Here is a 20,250-nt window from a genome sequence, read left to right on the forward strand (position 1 = left end):
GGAAAAAGGTGCTGAAAAATACCACTAATTGCTTAAGGGCTAAAGTGCCACGCCGCACAGAAACGAAAACAAGATAAGGTCAGCGCGTCGCAGTAGATACACAGGCGTTTATCGTGAGAAAAGTGGAGAAATGCGTGAAATAGAAGGCAGTATGGCGCTGCAGGCGGAAAAAAACCGGGCGTTTAGCCCGGTTAGTGAAGAATTAATGCTCGAACATCGCAGAAATGGATTCTTCGTTGCTGATGCGGCGAATGGCTTCCGCCAGCATGCCAGACAGCGTCAGCGTGCGCACGTTCGGCAGCGACTTCATCTCTTCAGAGAGCGGGATGGTATCGCAAACAATCACCTGATCAATCACTGATTTACGCAGATTTTCCACGGCGTTGCCTGAGAAGATCGGGTGCGTGGCATAGGCGAATACGCGCTTGGCACCGCGCTCCTTAAGGGCTTCTGCTGCTTTGCAGAGCGTTCCGCCCGTATCGATCATATCGTCAACCAGAACGCAGTCACGGCCGGCCACGTCACCGATGATGTGCATCACCTGTGATACGTTGGCGCGCGGACGACGCTTGTCGATGATGGCCATATCCGTATCGTTTAACAGTTTGGCGATAGCGCGGGCGCGCACCACGCCACCGATGTCGGGGGAGACCACAATCGGATTTTCGAGACCAATTTGCAGCATGTCTTCCAGCAAAATTGGGCTACCAAATACGTTATCAACCGGGACATCAAAGAAGCCCTGGATCTGCTCGGCATGTAAATCAACCGTCAAAACACGGTCAACGCCCACGCTGGACAGAAAATCGGCAACCACTTTGGCGGTGATCGGCACGCGCGCAGAACGAACGCGACGATCCTGGCGAGCGTAGCCAAAGTAAGGAATAACCGCGGTAATACGACCAGCAGAAGCCCGACGCAGCGCGTCGACCATCACAACCAGCTCCATCAAGTTATCGTTGGTGGGGGCACAGGTGGACTGGATGATGAAAATATCACCACCACGTACATTTTCATTAATTTGTACGCTGACTTCACCGTCACTGAAACGGCCTACGGCGGCGTCTCCGAGACTGGTGTAAAGGCGGTTGGCAATACGTTGTGCTAGTTCCGGGGTGGCGTTACCAGCAAATAGCTTCATATCAGGCACGAGAGGAACCTCAGGCTTGGCGTCCAGAGAATGAACAGTTCAAAAGTCACCGGCGCAGACTTTAGGGCTGTTCATACGGGTGTGTTAATGCGTTCGTGCAGCGTCTGGAACAGGGTGACGTTGTCACAAAACGCTTAGAGCCCGGAAAGGGTATGCTGCAGCGGCGAGACATTTAGCCCGCGCGCTACAAATCCACTACACCATTTCGGGGCAAGCTCCAGCACCTCACGGGCTTCGGATTCGGTGTTAAATTCAGCAAACACACAAGCTCCGGTACCTGTCAGGCGCGACGGCGCGTATTCTAGCAGCCAGGAAAGCAGCGCATCAACCTCGCGAAAACGTTTTCTTGCTACCGCTTCGCAATCATTGTGAAAAGGGCGCTGCAGCAGTTCATCAAGTGTGCGTATTGGTGAATTACGCGTCAAATCGGCGTCGCGGAACAGATCCGGTGTGGCGATACTGACGCCGGGATGCGCCACCAAATACCACTTCTCTGCGGGATCGGCCGGCTGCAGCTGCTCGCCAACGCCTTCGGCAAAAGCCGCATGGCCACAAACAAACACGGGCACGTCGGCACCCAGCGTCACGCCAATCTCGGCGAGTTGATCCACGCTAAGCTGGCACGCCCAAAGGTGATTGAGCGCCACCAGCACGGTTGCGGCATCAGACGAACCGCCGCCCAGCCCGCCGCCCATTGGCAAGCGTTTGGTTAGGGCGATCTGCGCCCCGGCCTGCGCCGGCAGCGTGCCTTGCAGGGCCGCCGCACGCTTGAGCGCCTCGGCGGCGCGCACGATCAAATTATCGTCGGGCTTCACGCCCGGTAGCGCCGTCGTGAGCGTCACGCTACCGCGCCTGTCTGGCACAATCGTGAGCGTGTCGCCGTAATCCAGAAACTGAAACAGCGTCTGCAGATTGTGGTAGCCGTCGGGACGACGGCCAGTGATGTAAAGAAACAGGTTCAGTTTCGCAGGAGCAGGCCACGTGGTGATCATTGGGTGGTCCAGCTATCCATGCGCAGCTTGATACGCTGATCGCCTTCAGTAAGCTCAAGGTTGGCAGGCAGCGGTGGGGTGGTCTTGTTATCGTAATCAGCGATCTTCACTTTCCACTGCTGGCCATCGCGGCTGTAATTCAAGCTTTGCAGCTGATATTGGCTATTGAGCTGATAATCTGTCGCGTCGCCGGGCAGCCCCATCATCCACTGACGCAAGTTTGCCAGCGGAATATCCATGCCCGTCAGCTGAGAAATCATTTTCTCTGCGTCATTGCTGACGTAACGTTTCCCTTTGTTGTCGACGATCTGAACCACAGAGCCTTGGGCATCGAGTTGGAGCTCGGTGCTGCCCAGCGGATTGGTCAGCAACAGGCGATAGCGATCGTTTGCGGTCTGCTGCCAGTTGAAGCGGGCATAGACTTTTTGCTTATCGGAGAGGTAGGCAAAGGCGCCGCGCGTCTGGTAGTGGGTAATTTTCGCAACGGCCTGCTGATGCTGCTGCCACTGCGGTGCGTTGGTGCTGGGACCCGGACCTTGCGGTTTGTTGATGCTACAGGCAACCAGCAGAACGCTGGCAAGCGGTAAAAGGCGCAATAGGTTGCGCGGGGGCAGATGCATCACGTGGTCGTCTCCTCAGACACGTTTTTAATTCGTAACCGATAACGCTAACCACAGCGGGCGTTATCGTCAATGTGCATATCAGTAAAATTGCGCACGATCAGTTTAATCTTATTACAGTCATAGCCTTTGTATGGCTTTTCATGATCTGTGGCATCTTGTAGAATGCGCATCACAAAACCTGACAAACACTGGGACATCCCCACCCGAATCGCCATGACCTTGCTTGCACTTGGAATCAACCACAAAACTGCCCCTGTTGCGCTGCGTGAACGTGTGTCGTTTGCGCCAGATACGCTTACGCAGGCGCTGGAGAGTCTGCTTGCCCAGCCAATGGTGCAGAGCGGCGTGGTGCTTTCCACCTGTAATCGCACGGAACTTTATCTGAGCGTCGAGCAGCAGGCTGATTTGCAAGAAAAGCTGGTGCGCTGGTTGTGCGATTACCACGGTTTACGCGAAGACGATGTGCGTAATAGCCTGTATTGGCATCAGGACAATGCGGCGGTGAGTCATTTGATGCGTGTGGCCAGCGGGCTTGACTCGCTGGTGCTGGGCGAACCCCAGATTTTAGGGCAAGTTAAGAAAGCGTTTGCCGACTCGTCGCGCGATCAGGCGCTGAGCAGCGAGCTGGAGCGGATGTTCCAGAAGACTTTCTCCGTGGCGAAACGCGTGCGTACCGAAACAGAAATCGGCAGCAGCGCCGTCTCTGTGGCCTTTGCAGCCTGCTCGCTGGCCCGCCAGATATTTGAATCTCTCAGTAGCGTGAACGTGCTGCTGGTGGGCGCTGGCGAAACCATTGAGCTGGTGGCGCGCCATTTACGCGAGCATCAGGTGCAAAAGCTGATGATTGCCAACCGCACGCGCGAGCGCGCGCAGCTGCTCGGCGATGAAGTGGGCGCTGAGGTGATTGGCCTCGCGGAAATTGAAACCCGCCTCGCGGATGCGGACATTATTATCTCTTCTACCGCCAGCCCGCTGCCGATCATTGGCAAAGGGATGGTGGAACGCGCCTTAAAAGCGCGTCGTAATAAGCCCATGCTGCTGGTTGACATCGCCGTGCCGCGCGATGTCGAGCCGGAAGTGAGTAAGCTGGCAAACGCCTACCTCTACAGCGTGGACGATCTGCAAGCCATCATTGAGCAGAATATGGCGCAGCGCAAAGCGGCCGCGGTGCAGGCAGAAAGCATTGTTGTGCAGGAGAGCGGCGAATTTATGGCTTGGCTGCGCGCCCAAAGCGCGGGCGAGTCAATACGAGAATACCGTGCACAGGCAGACGATGTGCGCGCAGAATTACAGGCGCGGGCGCTCGCCGCCTTGCGTCAGGGCGCGGACGCCGAAAAAGTACTGCAAGAGTTCGCGCATAAGCTGACGAATCGTTTAATTCACGCACCCACCAAATCACTTCAGCAGGCCGCGCGCGATGGCGACAGCGAACGCCTGCAGATCTTACGTGACAGTCTCGGTTTAGAGTAATCTCGTCTGTCACGATCTATCACTGGGATACCCGCTATTACATGAAGAGCTCTATTATTGCCAAGCTGGAAGCGCTCCAGGAACGCCATGAAGAAGTCGAAGCGTTATTGGGCGATGCCGGCGTGATTGGCGATCAGGACCGTTTCCGCGCGTTGTCACGCGAATATGCTCAGCTCAGCGACGTTACCCGTTGCTTCCGCGAATGGCAGCAGGTGCAGGAGGATGTGGAGACCGCTGAGATGCTGCTCGACGATCCTGAAATGCGCGATATGGCGCAGGAAGAGCTGAAGCTGTCACGCGAAAAGCGTGAGGGGCTGGAGCAGCAGCTGCAAGTGCTGCTGTTACCCAAAGATCCCGACGATGAGCGGCCCTGTTTTGTGGAAGTGCGCGCCGGTACCGGCGGCGATGAAGCGGCAATCTTTGCTGGCGATCTGTTCCGCATGTATAGCCGGTATGCCGAAGGCCGCCGCTGGCAGGTGGAGATCATGAGCGCCAACGAGGGCGAGCATGGCGGTTACAAAGAAGTGATTGCGCGCATCACCGGTGAAGGCGTATATGGGCGCATGAAGTTCGAGTCGGGCGGGCATCGCGTGCAGCGCGTGCCGGAAACGGAGTCGCAGGGGCGTATTCATACGTCCGCCTGCACGGTGGCCGTGATGCCCGAGTTGCCGGAAGCCGAGCTCCCGGATATCAACGCGGGCGATTTAAAAATTGACACCTTCCGCTCTTCAGGCGCCGGCGGGCAGCACGTTAACACCACCGACTCGGCGATCCGCATTACACACTTACCCACCGGCATTGTGGTGGAGTGTCAGGATGAGCGTTCGCAACACAAAAACAAAGCCAAAGCCTTGGCGGTGCTGGGCGCGCGCATTCGCGCCGCTGAAATGGCCAAGCGACAGGCCGCCGAAGCATCAACGCGCCGGAATCTGCTCGGCAGTGGCGATCGCTCCGACCGCATTCGAACCTACAATTTTCCGCAGGGTCGCGTGACGGATCACCGTATTAACCTCACGCTTTATCGCTTAGACGAAACCATGGAAGGCAAGCTGGATACGCTGATTGAGCCGATCGTGCAGGAGTATCAAGCCGATCAGCTTGCCGCGCTGGCTGGTCAGGAATAATGCAAATTCGGCAGGGGTTACAACAGGCCATTACGCGGCTGGCGGGCGGTGAAAGCCCCAAGCGGGATGCCGAAATTTTACTGAGTTTTGTCACGGGCAAATCGCGCAGTTGGCTGGTGGCATTCGATGACGCAGAACTGCGTGCTGACCAGGCCGAAGAGCTTACCCAGCTGGTGGAGCGGCGCGCATGCGGCGAGCCTATCGCCCATCTGGTGGGGGAGCGTGAATTTTGGTCGCTGCCGCTGCGGGTTAGCGATGCAACCCTGATCCCCCGTCCCGACACCGAAGTGCTGGTGGAGCAGGCGCTTCAGCATTTGCCCGCGTCATCCGCGCGCATACTGGATTTGGGCACCGGTACCGGCGCCATTGCGCTGGCCATCGCCAGCGAGCGTCCCGACTGTTGGGTGACGGGATGCGATCGCATCGCCGCCGCCGTGCAGCTGGCACAGGACAACGCCGAACGCCTGCATATCTCAAACGTTGCCTTTCATCTTAGCCACTGGTTTGCGGCGCTGCCCGCGCAGCGTTTCGATATGATCGTCAGTAACCCTCCCTATATTGATGCCGCAGATAGCCATCTGCAGCAGGGCGACGTGCGCTTTGAGCCGCTGAGCGCACTGGTCGCTGATGATGCGGGCCTGGCTGACTTGCGTTTTATTATCCAGCACGCTTCTCAGTGGCTGGCGCCGGGCGGATGGCTGTTGCTTGAACACGGCTGGCAGCAAGAGGACGCCGTACGCGAGCTCATGGCAGTGCAGGGCTTGCAACAGGTAAACAGCATCAAGGATTACGGCGGTAACCCGCGAGTGACGCTGGGACAACACATTTAGGAAAGAGAAATGGCAAGCTGGTATCCGCTGATTAAGGACGTTCATCTGATAACGGTGGCCTTCACTCTGAGTTTTTTTCTGCTGCGTTTTTATTGGGTAATCGCGGGTTCAGCCATGCTGCATCGTCGCTGGGTGCGTAGCGTACCGCACATCAATGACAGCGTGCTTTTGTTGAGTGGCGTGCTGTTGATGGTGATTACGCACTTTTATCCTTTCTCCGTGCAAGGAAGCTGGCTGACTGAGAAGCTGTTAGGCGTTATCATCTACATCGCCTTAGGTTCCATGGCATTAAGCCGTCGCCCGCGTAAGATGGGGACCCGTTGGATCGCCACGCTCACCGCGCTGATTATCGCGTTGATAGTGATTAAGCTGGCGATAACCAAAATGCCGATATTGGGGATTGTATGACCTCGCCAGAGCAAATTGACTACAGTACGACGCCGCTCAGTGAAGCGGTAATTGGTGCAACCTGCGCCATACGCCATGATTTTTCTGCGCCTTCTGTACAGCAACAGTTGGCCGATATGGTTGAACAAGCGCGTGAATATGTAAGCAGCGAGCAGGATGCCGATCGGCAGTTGGAAAAACTGCTTGAGCTGTTTTATCGCGAATGGGGATTTGGCGGCGCCAGCGGCGTCTACAATTTGTCCGATGCGTTATGGATTGATAAGGTTTTAAGCACGCGTCAGGGCACTGCGGTGTCGCTGGGCGTCATCCTGCTCCACATTGCCGAAGAGCTGGCGCTGCCGCTGATGCCGGTGATTTTTCCCACGCAGCTGATTCTGCGTGCAGACTGGATGGATGGCGAAATGTGGCTGATCAATCCGTTTAACGGTGAAACGCTGGATACCCACACCCTGGAAGTGTGGCTAAAAGGCAACATCAGCCCCACGGCCAAGCTTTACAATGACGATCTGGATGAAGCGCAAACGGTCCACGTAATGCGTAAGCTGCTGGACACGTTGAAAGCGGCTCTGATGGAAGAGAAGCAAATGGAGCTGGCGCTCAATGTTAGCCAGGTGCTGTTGCAGATTGACCCGGACGATCCCTATGAAATCCGCGATCGCGGGCTGATTTATGCCCAGCTTGAGTGCGAGCATATCGCGCTAACCGATCTCACTTACTTCGTTGAGCAGTGTCCCGAAGACCCGGTCAGCGAAATGATTAAAGTGCAAATTCACGCAATTGAACAAAAACAGGTGACGCTGCATTAAGCGTCCACCGCAAAAGGAAAGGGCATGACACAGAAAGTAGTCAACATTGGCGATATCAAGGTCGCAAACGATTTGCCATTTGTTCTCTTTGGCGGCATGAACGTGCTGGAGTCGTACGATCTGGCAATGCGCATTTGCGAACACTATGTAAAAGTCACCGACAAACTCGGTATTCCGTACGTGTTCAAGGCCTCTTTTGATAAAGCGAACCGCTCATCAATCAAATCCTATCGGGGTCCAGGCCTTGAAGAAGGCATGAAAATTTTCCAGGCGCTCAAACAGGCGTTTGGCGTGAAAATCATCACGGATGTTCACGAAGCCGCACAGGCACAGCCTGTGGCCGACGTGGTTGATGTGATCCAGCTGCCCGCCTTCCTGGCGCGTCAAACCGATCTGGTTGAAGCCATGGCGAAAACCGGCGCGGTTATCAACGTCAAGAAGCCGCAGTTTGTCAGCCCGAGTCAGATGGGCAACATCGTGGATAAATTTGCCGAGGGCGGCAACCACAACGTGATCCTGTGCGATCGCGGCAGTAACTTCGGCTACGATAATCTTGTGGTGGATATGTTGGGCTTTAACGTGATGAAGAAAGTCACCAACAACAGCCCGGTGATTTTCGACGTGACGCACGCGCTGCAAACCCGCGATCCGTTTGGTGCAGCATCGGGCGGTCGCCGTGCCCAAGTCGCTGAACTGGCGCGCGCCGGTATGGCCGTGGGCATCGCCGGCCTGTTCATCGAAGCGCATCCAGAACCTAACAGTGCCAAGTGCGATGGGCCTTCCGCGCTGCCGCTGGATAAGCTTGAGCCGTTCCTGGTCCAGATGAAAGCGATTGACGATCTGGTCAAAAGCTTCCCCGAGCTGGACACCAGCAACTAAGGGCGTAACGCCCTAATAAAAAGGCGCCTGCACGGCGCCTTTTTTATGTGCGGTACGCGGCTAAAGCATAATGGTCATCAGGTAGCCGACAAACAGCGCCAGATGCGCGGCACCGTTGAGCACATTGGTTCTGCCGGTGGAAAATGAGATGTGGCATAAAATCAGCGCCGCCGCCATGATCACCATTTGCGGCGGCTCCAGGCCAAATATCAGCTCTTGATGCGTCAGCGTGGCGATGATCGAAACTGCGGGCACCGTCAGCGAAATCGTGGCCAGCACGGAACCAAAAAACAGGTTCATGGCGCGTTGTACTTGGTTCATCAGTACCGCTTTAATCGCCCCCAGCCCCTCGGGTGACAGGATCAGCAGCGCCACCAGGAAACCGGTAAACTGCTGTGGCGCGTTGAGTTGCGTCAGCAAAAACTCCAACGGATTCGCGTTCATTTTGGTCACACTGATCACCGCAACCAAATGCACAATCAGCCAGGCGGTATGCCACAGTGAGCTATGCGCTGAGGGTTTGCCGTGGTGAGGATCGTCGCCATCATCTTCATGTTCATACACGAACAAACTTTGATGGGTCTTGGTTTGGATCAGCAGGAATACCCCGTACATTGCAGCGGAGAGCGCGGCAATCATTAACGCCTGAGTCGTGGAAAAATTCCCGCCGGGTAACGCATTTGGGAACACCAATACCAGAATGGCGAGCGGAAAAATGGCGATCATATACTGCTTTACGCCTGCCAGATTCACGTACTGGGTAGCAAATTTACGGCCGCCCAGCAGCAGCGCAAAACCGACCAAACCGCCGGTAACAATCATAATGATGGAGTAGAGCGTATCGCGCATCAGGGCAGGCGCGGCGTCGCCGGTTGCCATGAGCGCGGAGATGAGACTCACTTCCAAAATCACCACGGACAGGCTCAGGATCAGCGAACCGTAGGGTTCACCCAGCCGATGCGCCAGCACGTCCGCGTGGCGCACCACGCTAAACGCGCTGCTCAGAATAGCCACTAAGGCCAACGCATTAATGCCAATAACGGGCAGCAGCGAGGTTTGATCACCAAAAAAATAGAGAATGGCCAGGGCAATAACGGGAAAAATCAGCGAGAACTCGGTGTGTCGGGTTTTCTCATGTGTAGGCATTCACCCTCCTCTCGGGAAAAATGTCAAATTCAGGCACCTGTGGCTGTCCAAAGGAATCACGTTAATCAGTGTAACTTTTCAACATATTTCCCGCTGACTTTTTACGATTTTTTACTCGGTCACGTTTTGCATGTGAGATTGCCGAATTCACAAGATATTAGAAACTAACTTATATTTTTCAGTAAATTGCTATTTTTTAATTTTATTGAATTGCATTTTTTAACCGCTTTAACGCTGAGATAATTGTGTGTGGCCATGCTTTTCACCTTATTACGGGTCAAGTGACATAAAAGACGCTATTTGCATTCTTGCTCAGCTTTACCACACTTAAACTGTATTATCGCAAACGGAGGAAATATGCCTTATTCTTCAACGCACGACCTGCCAGATAGCGTACGTCACGTTCTGCCTGCCCATGCGCAGACCATTTATCAAAGTGCGTTCAACAGCGCCTGGAATGAGTATAAAGACGCTGAAGATCGCCGCGGTAATGAATCGCGCGAGCAGGTGGCGCATAAAGTCGCTTGGGCCGCGGTAAAACACGAGTATGAAAAGGGTGACGACGATAAATGGCACCCTAAACGCTAACCTCACGGCGGGCCGGTGTGGCCCGCTTCGCAAATTCGCAGCGCAGTATTCAAGATCCCCGCCTAACCGCCGATGCTGCTTACAGAATATTTGCTTTCTGTGAGCAGGCTCAATGTTGAAATTTTTGTTAAAAATGCATTAATGTCTGCATTGGGCGGCGAAAGTCGCGCTTATTTCACCCTACACACTGAAATCTGACCGAGAGGATGCTGGCGCAGTTGAGGAGGTCGCATTGTTAACCCGTGAATTTCTGCTCAAAGCAGATTGTAAAACCTCATTTGGCGATATCGACGATGCCCTGCTTTGGAGCTGTGAGCAGCGTGCTGCGTCGTTAGCCGCCACGCTGGCTTGTCGTCCCGATCAAAGTCCGGTATGGATTTTTGGCTATGGGTCACTGATGTGGAATCCGGTGTTTGAAGCAGAAGAAGTGGCATCCGGTCGACTAGAGGGATGGCACCGTGCATTTTGCCTGCGACTGACCGCCGGGCGCGGCACCGCGGCTACGCCCGGCCGCATGCTGGCGCTGAAAGAGGGCGGATCGACCAGCGGTCTGGCGTTCCGTCTGCCCGAAGCGCGTCTGCACGACGAACTGGCGCTGCTCTGGAAACGTGAAATGATCACCGGTTGTTATCTGCCCACCTGGTGTGAGCTGGCGCTGGAAGATGGGCGCAACGTGACGGCCTTGGTGTTTATTATGGATCCGCGCCATCCGCTATATGAAACCGACTCGTGCCGGCAGACCATTGCACCGCTGATTGCGCAGGCCAGCGGCCCGCTTGGCACTAATGCGCAATATCTTTTCTCGCTGGAGCAGGAGCTGGGCAAGCGGGGGATGCAGGAAGAGGCCCTCACGCGCCTGGCGGCAGAAGTCAGGGCGCTGCAGCAACAATCTCAGTCTGCAGCGCGCTGAACGTTTAATTGCCGGGGTTAATCAGCCAGGTGCCAGGGCGGTCAATGATTAAGGACTGACTGCGTACTTGGTTACCCTGATGGACTTCAATGCGGTAGCTGCCTGCCGCCAGATTGAGCGATGCAAAGCCGCTGCTGGCGGGCTTCACGTCTTTCGCTACACCGTTCAGGACCACATTATCGCCCCCCTGCAGGCGCAGATAAACTGTCGCCACAGTGGGCGCAGCCGCTGCACCAGCGGGCGCTTCTGCGGGCACACTCGAGGTGGGAGCGATGGCTACGGGCGGCGCGTTGGCAGGACGATGGCTCTTCCATACCACCACCACGACGGCCAGCAGGGCAATGGCGGCGGCGGCGAGCAGCGGCGGGGACATACGTCGCACAGGGCGCGCCGTGACCGGCTCTGGCACGGCCGCAGCGTGGTTAACCGCAATGACTTGAGGTTCTGGTGCCGGCATTGCCGGTTCCGCCATGGCTGAAGGCGACTCAACGGAAGGGATTTGCGTCACCAGCGCTTCGACATCGCTCACCGGCAAATCAATCAGCTGAGCAAACGCATCAATGCTCTGCGGACGATCGCCTGGCGACATGGCTAATGCCGAATCAATGGCGTGCAGCAGCGGCAGCGAATAACCTTCCGGCTTACGTTCAACCAGCGGCTGGTAATTATCTTCAATACAGCGCACTACGCTTACCGGCGGTGCGTGTCCGACAATCAGGCTGTGCAGCACTGCGCCTAAGGCGTAAATGTCTGTCCACGGGCCTTGTTCAATCTCGCCTTCTTCGCTGTATTGCTCAATGGGTGCAAAGCCCGGCTTCAGCATAATTTCGGTTTCATCCGACAGGTTACCGATCTCCTTGCGGGCCGAGCCAAAGTCGAGTAAAACCGGCAGCTGATTATCTTGAATCTGAATGTTGTCGAGCGAGATATCGCGGTGGAGATAGCCTGCCGCGTGAATCGTATTGATGGCACCAAACAGCGGGGGGAGCAGGCGGCGAATCCACGCTTCCTCAATACTGCCAGGTTGGGTGGCTTGCCACTCTTTCAGCGTCATGCCGCTGTAGTAAAGCGTTCCCATGTAGGCGGTACCGTTCTCTTCCCAGAAGCGCAGTACATGTAACAGACCGGGATGGTTGAAGCGGGCCAGCAAGCGCGCTTCCTGAATAAAGCTGTTACGCCCGGCGTTAAATAGCTTTTGAAAACGGTCACCGCGCAGTTCCAGGGATAAATCCTCGCCGCGCACCGCCAGCGAAACGGGCATGTACTCTTTGATAGCAATGGTGCGTTCGAGCTGGTGATCCCACGCGCGGTAGACGATGCCAAAGCCGCCGCCGCCGATCACTTCCTCGATTTCAAATTCATTAAACCGGTAGCCCGCTGGAAGGGCGTGAGGTATATGGTTTTCGTTTGCCGACATAGTGAACTCTCTGAACACGTCCTGTAACGCCGCGTCACGGGGTGACGGCAGGCAACGACCGCTAATTAATTAATGTTACGCAACGCACCCGCTGTGGGATCGGCGCGATCCGCATGCAGCGTGTCAATCAGTAACACTGTCACTTTTTGCTGTGGCATAAACAGCGGCGACCATGCACCGCGTAAGGTATCAATACGTTTTTGTACGGATTGCAGGTCTTGAGCCGCACCTTTATCCATACTGATCAGTAACGTGCCGTCAAAGCGCCATACGTGCTGCTGGGTATCAAAAGGCAGCACTAGCCAGCTGCCTGCGGCCTCTGCACGTGCAAGGATCATGCGCTGGTTGTTGACCGAGACGACCTCCAGCGCAGTACTACCGAGGGCTAATCCCGTCAGCGGATAGCCCTGGTAGAAAATGACATCAAGCGCGTGCGAACCCTTGGCGCCGGTCAGCGTCATGCTGCTTGCCCCTTCGAGCCAGCCTTCGGTAGAACAATGCTGCTGAGGCGCATCGGGAATGAACAGCGACTCGCCCTTATCATCCCACCAGGTGCGGAAGTGACAGCCCGCAGGCAGCGCAAAATGGGGGAGTGGCGTGCTGTCCGCAGGCGCGGATTGGGCTCCAGCAGCGTTGTCGGCGCGCACGAGATTTTTGTCATCGTTCAGGATGATCGGGCGCCAATTTTGCAGCTTTGCCGCGCTACCATTGGCCAGGACAGCACCGTCTTTGTTCGTCATCTGCCAGGGAATTTCATCCAGCAGGCCGCACTGATTGGCCAGCAGGGTGCCCACGCGCGGCAGAAAACTGGTGAGTATGGATGAGTCGGTACTTTTACCTGAAACAATGCGCAGCGGCAGCGTCTCTTTACACCATGCATCCGGCGCGTTGCTCGCGACGTCGTCGATATACACCTCCAGTGAGAGGCTGGGTGAGTAGACAACGCGATAATCATCAGCCTGCGCATTCAGAGCCAGCAGTAAGATTGCTAAGCCCGACAACCACACTTTCATAGGGATCCTTGGAATCAATAACGGGTCGGCAGGAAACGCGCCACATCCGCCTGAGAATAAAACAGCGTTGCTTCCTGCGGTTCGCCAATCCACACCGCCAACGCGCTGAGATTGTCACTTTTCACGCTGCGATTAATGGCCTGCTCCATAAGGGTAAGCCACTCTTCGCAAGCGTTGACCATGCGCAGAGCGTGTTCCATTTCTTGCGTGGTCAGATTAAGCCAGAATCCGTCGGTACAGACCAAAAAAGCATCGCCGTCAGTCAGGGCAATGACATCGCTAAAAGTGACCGGCTGCGTCGGTTCTACGCCGAGAGCATTATAAAGTAAATTACTGTTAATTCCGGCATTTTCATAGCCTGCTTCCTGTAACTGCTGTGCCAGACTGTGGTCGCGAGTCACCTGGTAAAGTACCCCGTGCCGGAAGTGATAAACCCTGCTGTCGCCTGCATGCGCCCACCATGCCCGCTGCTGATTTCGGTCAATAAAGAGGGCCGCGAGCGTCGTGCTCATACGGGCATATTTCGGATTTGTTCCCTGTGCCGCCAGTAGCGTCTGCTGACACTGTTCAATCGCCGCCCGGGTCGTCTCTGGCGTGAGCCCTTCGCAGCCGCGTAGCTGCTCAAGCAGCGAGTCGCGGACGATTTGCGCGGCTAACTCTCCACCGGGTAAGCCTGCGACGCCATCACAGACCAGAAAGCAGGCGGTATGGTCATTTAACTCAATGCCGGTACGATCCTGATTTTCGTCGCGCATGCCCTGCTGACACCGGCTAGAAAACATCATTTTCATGCGTCTTCGGTCCGCGTTTGTGAATCTTTGTACTGATTAACTTCCATGTCATAGGCATGCAGGAAAGCTTCGCCAAACAGCGTATGGAAATCATCTTCAATTTCGCCAGCGGTGCGCTGGTAATGCCGTGAAAAATAGTCCCACAGCGCCGCTTTACGTCCGCTGCTGAACTGCAGCTTGGGCAGCACGCCTTCTTCCCGAGCCGACTCTTCCAGGCGTTGTGGATTAAAGGATTGCAACATCGCGGCGATGATGGCGCGGATCCCGGCAATCATTCCCAGCTGATGCGCCTGAAGATCAACCAGCGCATCGCGCACGGCGGCCTCGGGCGGCATAAAGCCCGGCATTTGGCTTTGATAAATTTGCATCAGCACGGTTTTGCCCGAAGGCAAAATTTTAAAGGGATTGTTGGCTTCATTGAGGATCATGGTCATATCGGCTTTCACACCGCGCTTGAGAATCGAGCGTGACGAAAGCAGAGCGACCGTACCCTGAGAAAAGAGGCTAAGCATGCGGCCCGTAACACGCATCTGCTCTTCGGTAATGGCGGCGGACTGGCGATTGTTTAACCCCATGCCTTCAAACAGGGCGGCAATTAACTTGTCACGATCGGCGTCTGCGAGCGGTGCGAGCGCAGCAGTGACCTCCTCGGCAGGATCGATGTCCAGACGCGGATCGCTACGTTTATCTGCACGGGGGGCTATTACCTCTGGTCCCTGCTCAAGGGGGAGCGCAAGGCCTAATGGATCGCTACTGCTGTCGGCGAAAAAGGCCAGCGGATCGTCGTGCCGACTGTCATGATGCGTTGGATCTCGCACTTCCAAACCATACTCACCAATGGCAATCGTGTCTCCATGCTGGAGCCTGACCTGCGCGCCACGCGGCAGCGCCTCGCCGTTCACCACCACTGCGGTAACGCTGCCTTGGTTGGTCAGTCGGCACTCGCCCTCTTGGGAAAGATGCACCAGTGCCTGCAAACGCGAAATCGCGCGTGACGTGTCGGGTAACACCAGATCATTGTCTGGGCTGCGGCCGATACGTCCTCCCGGCGGTTTAAACGTGACGGTTGTGGCAGGCACATCCGTATTGCTTTGGACAATGGTAAATTGCATGAGTCATCCCGTTAACAAGGAAAACGCGGCGGCCTACTCAAACATCGGTGGGTAGAGGCCGTTGCGTCCCGGCTGTGCACCTGCCGCCGGGTTAAACAATAACGAAAAAAGTTGCGCGGTAAGCGGCCCACTGTGTTTGTGGGTTGCGTGTGTAAACCCGTCGCTGCGATTGCTCCACCAGTAGCTAATGTGCTGCTGGGGATCGAAACCTTCCGCGACCTCGCGCCAGCTCAAGGTACAGGGCAAATCATCGAATCCAATGATCTCCATGATGTCGCTGCCGCGCGGTTCAGGCACCATCAGCGGTGAAAGCGCCTGTATCTGCTGCTCCAGTTGATCCGGTGAAACACGACCTCGCACTGCGTGCAGCATCACTGCACCCAGATCCTGAAACCAATCACCTGAAATCGCCAGCTGCGCATGATGCCATTGGCTCAGGTGGAAACTGCGCAGCGCCAGTAGCGGCCAACAGCGGCCCACGCGATCGCAGGAGGGCAGTAAACAGCCCATTTGTATCTGCTGCCGCAGTGGCGAAAGCGGTAGAACAAAGTTCCATACCGGCGCGCGCAGAAACAGCGGCGTTGTCGCATCGGGCTGCTGCTGCCACTGTAGCAGTCCCAGTTGAAACCAGTGGCTCCAGGGCGTCACGATTTGCTCACTCAGGCGCTGGCGGAGAAAATCACCGGTTGCCGGTAACTTGCCGTACCAACCCGGCGTGGTCTGTGTCGCCATGGTTACCTCACTTTACTTACTTTGTCCGATCAAACGCTGCGGAACAGTTTGCGGCGCCACGCCGAATACATCTCTATCGTTGCCGGCATTTTTCAGGTTTTCTGCAAGCTTGCGCATCATTAATGCATTGTCACGCGCATAGGGCGAAGACTGAATTTGCTGGTCCAGCAGCTGGCTGAGATGCCAGTCAAGCTGTTGTAAATCCCGCACGCTGACGTTATCGGGCAGTTTGCGCTGCAAATTTTGCATCAGCCAGCTGCGTAAAAACTCACCGTCATAGTTGCGCGGCTGATAGAGCATTTGATAAGCGCGCAACGCGTTACGGCTATATTCATTGTCTGTGCCAGGGTCGTCACGCAAAAAATTGGTGATCTGCTGCGCAACGCGCGGAAGCAACAGAGACTTAAGCGCATTTTGATAAAGCACCCAAGCTGCATCACTCACCTGGCTGCCGCGGTATAACCCTGCTCGCATGGTAAACGGCGGATTGTCGAGGGAAAAACGCTCTGACAACGGCAATTTCACCAGGTTATTTAAGAAGGGTAGCAGATCAAAGATATTATCGGCTGGCTGATGAATGACCTGCTGACTTTGTTGCGTCAGTGGCGCAATCCGCGCCTCAACGTGATTGAGATAGCGCTGATTCTGGTAATAGCTGGTGATCCACAAGCCTGTTAGCAGCAGCAGGGCGCCGGTCAACATGCCGTAACCAATCCAGTGGAACAGTCGGTTGCGGTATTCCCAAAGGCGATTGCTTCCGGCCAACCCGCTTTCGCGGAACACCAGATCGCTGAGAAAATCACGAATGAAATAGCTCTGGCCTTTGCTGCCGGGGATGGGGTTATTGCGATTGACGCTGTCCCACGCCGCAAGACTGTTTTCGCCGGTATGAGGCAATTGTAATTTTCGGTTTAGCTCACCCATGATGCGGTCAAACGGCAAACCTTCTTGGGTACCGCTGGTAAAGAACAGACCGCGCGCCGCCCAGGCGATATCGTCGTCGCGGCGTGAGAACACGACATCCAGATATTCACTCAACAACGGACGCAGCGAACCAAACTCTTGCGGAAACAGAAAGCTGTCGGCGCGGCGAGTCAGATCGCGATCCGCTGCCATGATGCCGGTAAGCTGCTGATACAACTGTTGCTCCAGGCGGTGATAGCGCTGACGAAAGCTCTGGTGCCAGTCCTCTTTATGGGGTTTACCGGGCTCCCAGGGAAACGTGAAGCCCCAAATCGCATCGCGCTGCGTTTTGTTTAAACCGGCATGAAAACTCATAAAGCCTTTTAGCAGATCGGTTTTTGTCACCATCACATACACCGGGAAATGAATGCCGGTCTGCTGGTGTAACTCCAGCATACGCTGGCGCAGCGCGCTCGCTTGTGCGTGGCGCGCTTCAGCGGAGTCGGTGAGCAGATCGGCCACGCTGATGGTCATGATCACGCCATTGATTGGCTGGCGGGTACGGTAGCGCTTGAGCAAGTTGATAAAGCCTTGCCACTCCGCACCGTCTCGTGCGCGCTGGCTCTCCTGCAATGCATAGCGCCCGGCGGTATCAATCAGCACAGCATTGTCGGTAAACCACCAGTCACAGTGGCGCGTACCGCCGACGCCGCGAATCGCCGCGTTACCCGCGCTGTCGGTCACCGGGAAAGAGAGGCCCGCATTAAGCAGCGCCGTGGTTTTTCCCGCGCCCGGTGCGCCAATGATCACATACCACGGAAGTTGATACAGGTAGTGGCTTTGAAAGCGGGCCAGCCAGCTTTTTTGGTGCCGCCGCCCAAATTGGGTACGCTTGAGTCGCAGCGCGGCTTCACTAAAACGCTGGGCTAACAGGGTTTCTGTGGCTTGACGATCGGAGAACTCATCGCTGCCGGACGCTTGCAGCTGGGTCAACATTTTGCTGTTAAACCAGCCGCGCCACAGGGCAGGGAGAAACTGGAAAAGCACCCAGCAAAAGAACAGCAGTCCCACCAGCAATTGGCGCGGCAGCGTCGGTTCAAGCGGACGGGTATCGCCCCACGTCCAGAGTGGACCCAGCATCCATAGCACGCAGCTCAGCGCGCTGACGCCAATAAAGCTCCAGAGAAGACGATGAGTTAAGGCATGTTGCAGCGATGCGCGCATCACTGACCTCCCGGATGATTGCTGAGGGTTTCGGGGGCCGCAAATAAGGTGATTTCGACCCGGCGATTGCGGGCGCGGTTCTCATTGCTGTCGTTCGGCAGTAAAGGATTGCTGTCGCCGCGGCCTTCAGCTTTTACGCTATGGCCGTCAGAGAGCTGCGGATTCAGCAGCTGGGTCACCGCCCGCGCCCGCGCCAGCGAGAACTCATAGCTGGAGGCGAAGCGACCGTCTACCGGGCTGTTGTCGGTGTAGACGGACACCAGCACCGTGCCTTTGACGGTTTTCATCGCGCTGGCGACGTGCGCCAACAGCGCGCGGCCCACCTGATTGACCACGGTGCCATCGGCGGCGAAGAGCTTATCGGCGGGAATAATCACTTTGCTGCCAAACGCACCGTCGCTGACTTCCAGCTGACCCGCCGCAATCACATCGTTCAGGCGCTGGTGCATATCCAGCAGCGCCTGCGGCGAGGTGGGACGGCGACCAGGCATGATTTGTGGCAGCGGCATTTCATAGATATCGCGCAGCAGCGGTTCGGCAGCATTGCCGAGCCGCCAGTTGAGCCCGCTGTACACCAGACAGGCAAGCAGGGTCGCGAGGGTCATGCACGCCCACAGCGGCACCATCGGGCGGGTCAGGCTGCTCACCAGCGGATGCACCTCCACCAACGGTGTGCCGGTTGGCTGCGCGGGCCGCGTTTCGGCAATCAGCTGGGCCAGGCGTTTGCGAATGCCCTCACACTGCGCGCGACCGCTCTCACTGCCGCGATAGCGGCCTTCGTAGCCCAGCAGCAAGCAGTAATGGATGATTTCCAGCAGCCAAAGATGCTGCTGTGGGCTCTGCGAGACGCGAGAAAGCAGCTGAAACACTTTTTCGCCGCCCCAGCTTTCATTATGGAAAGTGACCAGCATCCCATTGCCAGACCAAACGCCGCGTGTGCCCCAAGGGGTTTGTGCGGCGGCCTCATCCAGCACGCTGCACAGGCAATAGCGGGCGCCGATGATCATTTCAAACGGCAAACCCGCCTGCTTGCAGCGTTGCTCAAATTGACGAATCTCTTCAATAAGGGAGTGGCGCAGCCCGGCGGGATCGTCGTGCGTGCCTGCCTGCCGGATGCGAACAACGGCATTCAGAATAGGCGCGGCGGCATTAAGCAAGAGATTATCGTTGCTCGCGACAATGCCTTCGCGAACAACCGTATCCGGTGTCATTGAATCTAACTATTCCTTGCAACGGCATTGTGCGTGGTCTGCAGCGTCACGCAGCTGCAGACAAGCGATGCCGAATTGCATCTTTAATCCAGAATCCAGGTCGCCGTGTCGTTGGCACGGCAGGCTTTGCTGGCGCCTCCAACGGCGACACAAACCTGTTTAGAGCGGCGCGGGCGCGGGCGGTCGCTGCGAAGGGTGGCATCGTAGCGCGTGCTCTCAACGCCGGCTTTAGGAGGAATATAGCCAATAAGCTGGCCATCTGGCTCGTCCGCAATGGCTAGCCAGCTGTGCTCGACGCGGCCTAATACCTGAAACGATTGGGCATTATCCAGATAGCGCACAACTTTACCGCCGTAATCCGGTGTAGTCATGACGGAGGCAGCATACAGTGCGCGATAGCTGGCATTGATCGGCGTGAACTCGCCCGGTGCTGCCACCGCATGACGGTGAACCAGCTTGACGCCATTCACTTCACTGGTTACCAGCGTGTCATCAGTAACCGACGGCGGAGGCGTTTTACAACCCGCCAACGTTAACACTGCGAACAGCGTTAGCACGAGACTCTTATTCACCATGTTCCTCAAATTTCATCAGATTAGCTGCAGGGTAATTTACCCGACACGCGGTATTGCGAGCGGGCAGGGCAGCGAGAAAGCCATCAAAAAAACAGACAGATTACAGAAAGATAGTGCTGTACTCAGTCTACCTAAGACTTTTGAGAATTCAATCCATTGCATCAAAGGAAAAGCCATGCTAGAGGGCGAAAAAAGCGTAGATGACGAGCCTGTAAATAAAGGCTTAATTACAAAACATAAGGCAAATTGATTTATAAAAAACAGGTCTTATGAGCAAGGCCTAAAAGGTCCATCATCCGCCGCGCAGAGCGTGAATTAATCGTTAGCAATGTTAATCTATTTAGCA

General features: G+C 55.9%; 20 protein-coding genes. 8 read left to right on the forward strand and 12 right to left on the reverse strand.

The window, feature by feature from the left end; genetic code table 11:
• Positions 1-202: 202 nt before the first annotated feature.
• The 3 genes from prs to lolB form a co-directional block, all read right to left on the reverse strand.
• The gene (gene prs, locus LU196_RS15005) at positions 203-1,150 is read right to left on the reverse strand and encodes a ribose-phosphate diphosphokinase (protein WP_006118899.1); all 948 of its coding nucleotides are present in this window, start codon (positions 1,148-1,150) and stop codon (positions 203-205) included.
• Positions 1,151-1,284: 134 nt separating this feature from the next.
• The gene (ispE, locus tag LU196_RS15010) at positions 1,285-2,142 is read right to left on the reverse strand and encodes a 4-(cytidine 5'-diphospho)-2-C-methyl-D-erythritol kinase (protein ID WP_232759786.1); all 858 of its coding nucleotides are present in this window, start codon (positions 2,140-2,142) and stop codon (positions 1,285-1,287) included.
• Positions 2,139-2,762: a lipoprotein insertase outer membrane protein LolB gene (gene lolB / locus LU196_RS15015; protein WP_232760085.1), complete on the reverse strand. Its 624-nt coding sequence runs from the start codon at positions 2,760-2,762 to the stop codon at positions 2,139-2,141. The genes ispE and lolB overlap by 4 nt, the downstream gene beginning before the upstream one ends.
• Before the next feature lie 216 nt (positions 2,763-2,978).
• Here lolB and hemA point away from each other — a divergent pair, with 216 nt between their 5' ends.
• From hemA to kdsA, 6 genes are read left to right on the forward strand one after another with little or no spacing between them, the layout of a single operon-like run.
• The gene (gene hemA / locus LU196_RS15020) at positions 2,979-4,235 is read left to right on the forward strand and encodes a glutamyl-tRNA reductase (RefSeq protein ID WP_232760086.1); all 1,257 of its coding nucleotides are present in this window, start codon (positions 2,979-2,981) and stop codon (positions 4,233-4,235) included.
• A gap of 41 nt (positions 4,236-4,276) precedes the next feature.
• Positions 4,277-5,359: a peptide chain release factor 1 gene (gene prfA / locus LU196_RS15025; protein ID WP_232759787.1), complete on the forward strand. Its 1,083-nt coding sequence runs from the start codon at positions 4,277-4,279 to the stop codon at positions 5,357-5,359.
• Positions 5,359-6,189: a peptide chain release factor N(5)-glutamine methyltransferase gene (gene prmC, locus LU196_RS15030; protein WP_232759788.1), complete on the forward strand. Its 831-nt coding sequence runs from the start codon at positions 5,359-5,361 to the stop codon at positions 6,187-6,189. The genes prfA and prmC overlap by 1 nt, the downstream gene beginning before the upstream one ends.
• 9 nt (positions 6,190-6,198) lie before the next feature.
• Positions 6,199-6,597, forward strand: coding sequence for a SirB2 family protein (locus LU196_RS15035; RefSeq protein WP_232759789.1), 399 nt, complete (start codon positions 6,199-6,201; stop codon positions 6,595-6,597).
• Entirely contained in the window at positions 6,594-7,403 is an 810-nt protein-coding gene (sirB1, locus tag LU196_RS15040) for an invasion regulator SirB1 (protein WP_232759790.1), read from the forward strand. The genes LU196_RS15035 and sirB1 overlap by 4 nt, the downstream gene beginning before the upstream one ends.
• Before the next feature lie 24 nt (positions 7,404-7,427).
• A complete protein-coding gene (kdsA, locus tag LU196_RS15045) occupies positions 7,428-8,282 on the forward strand; it encodes a 3-deoxy-8-phosphooctulonate synthase (protein ID WP_232759791.1) in 855 nt (284 codons plus the stop codon).
• A gap of 60 nt (positions 8,283-8,342) precedes the next feature.
• Here kdsA and chaA read toward each other — a convergent pair whose 3' ends face one another.
• A complete protein-coding gene (chaA, locus tag LU196_RS15050) occupies positions 8,343-9,428 on the reverse strand; it encodes a sodium-potassium/proton antiporter ChaA (protein WP_232759792.1) in 1,086 nt (361 codons plus the stop codon).
• 357 nt (positions 9,429-9,785) lie between these two features.
• Here chaA and chaB point away from each other — a divergent pair, with 357 nt between their 5' ends.
• Complete coding sequence (gene chaB / locus LU196_RS15055; RefSeq protein ID WP_232759793.1) at positions 9,786-10,016, forward strand: putative cation transport regulator ChaB; 231 nt, start codon at positions 9,786-9,788, stop codon at positions 10,014-10,016.
• Between the two features lie 232 nt (positions 10,017-10,248).
• Entirely contained in the window at positions 10,249-10,926 is a 678-nt protein-coding gene (locus LU196_RS15060) for a gamma-glutamylcyclotransferase (protein ID WP_232759794.1), read from the forward strand.
• A gap of 4 nt (positions 10,927-10,930) precedes the next feature.
• Here LU196_RS15060 and LU196_RS15065 read toward each other — a convergent pair whose 3' ends face one another.
• The 8 genes from LU196_RS15065 to LU196_RS15100 all read right to left on the reverse strand — a co-directional run bounded on the left by LU196_RS15065 (position 10,931) and on the right by LU196_RS15100 (position 19,904).
• Positions 10,931-12,343 (reverse strand): serine/threonine-protein kinase, encoded by a 1,413-nt coding sequence (locus LU196_RS15065; protein WP_232759795.1) that lies wholly within the window; start codon positions 12,341-12,343, stop codon positions 10,931-10,933.
• A 65-nt stretch (positions 12,344-12,408) separates the two neighbouring features.
• Positions 12,409-13,356: a hypothetical protein gene (locus tag LU196_RS15070; protein ID WP_232759796.1), complete on the reverse strand. Its 948-nt coding sequence runs from the start codon at positions 13,354-13,356 to the stop codon at positions 12,409-12,411.
• Positions 13,357-13,370: 14 nt separating this feature from the next.
• Positions 13,371-14,147: a PP2C family serine/threonine-protein phosphatase gene (locus LU196_RS15075; RefSeq protein WP_232759797.1), complete on the reverse strand. Its 777-nt coding sequence runs from the start codon at positions 14,145-14,147 to the stop codon at positions 13,371-13,373.
• On the reverse strand, positions 14,144-15,259 hold the full coding sequence (gene tagH / locus LU196_RS15080) for a type VI secretion system-associated FHA domain protein TagH (RefSeq protein WP_232759798.1): 1,116 nt from the start codon (positions 15,257-15,259) through the stop codon (positions 14,144-14,146). The genes LU196_RS15075 and tagH overlap by 4 nt, the downstream gene beginning before the upstream one ends.
• 33 nt (positions 15,260-15,292) lie before the next feature.
• Entirely contained in the window at positions 15,293-15,991 is a 699-nt protein-coding gene (gene tagF / locus LU196_RS15085; RefSeq protein WP_232759799.1) for a type VI secretion system-associated protein TagF, read from the reverse strand.
• A gap of 12 nt (positions 15,992-16,003) precedes the next feature.
• Positions 16,004-18,118 (reverse strand): type VI secretion system membrane subunit TssM, encoded by a 2,115-nt coding sequence (gene tssM, locus LU196_RS15090; protein ID WP_232759800.1) that lies wholly within the window; start codon positions 18,116-18,118, stop codon positions 16,004-16,006.
• On the reverse strand, positions 18,118-19,329 hold the full coding sequence (gene icmH / locus LU196_RS15095) for a type IVB secretion system protein IcmH/DotU (RefSeq protein ID WP_232759801.1): 1,212 nt from the start codon (positions 19,327-19,329) through the stop codon (positions 18,118-18,120). The genes tssM and icmH overlap by 1 nt, the downstream gene beginning before the upstream one ends.
• Positions 19,330-19,412: 83 nt before the next feature.
• A complete protein-coding gene (locus LU196_RS15100) occupies positions 19,413-19,904 on the reverse strand; it encodes an SH3 domain-containing protein (RefSeq protein WP_232759802.1) in 492 nt (163 codons plus the stop codon).
• Between the last annotated feature and the right edge of the window lie 346 nt (positions 19,905-20,250).

The sequence above is a fragment of the Pantoea sp. Mb-10 genome (assembly GCF_021272205.1).
In the GTDB taxonomy this organism is placed as follows: domain Bacteria; phylum Pseudomonadota; class Gammaproteobacteria; order Enterobacterales; family Enterobacteriaceae; genus Pantoea.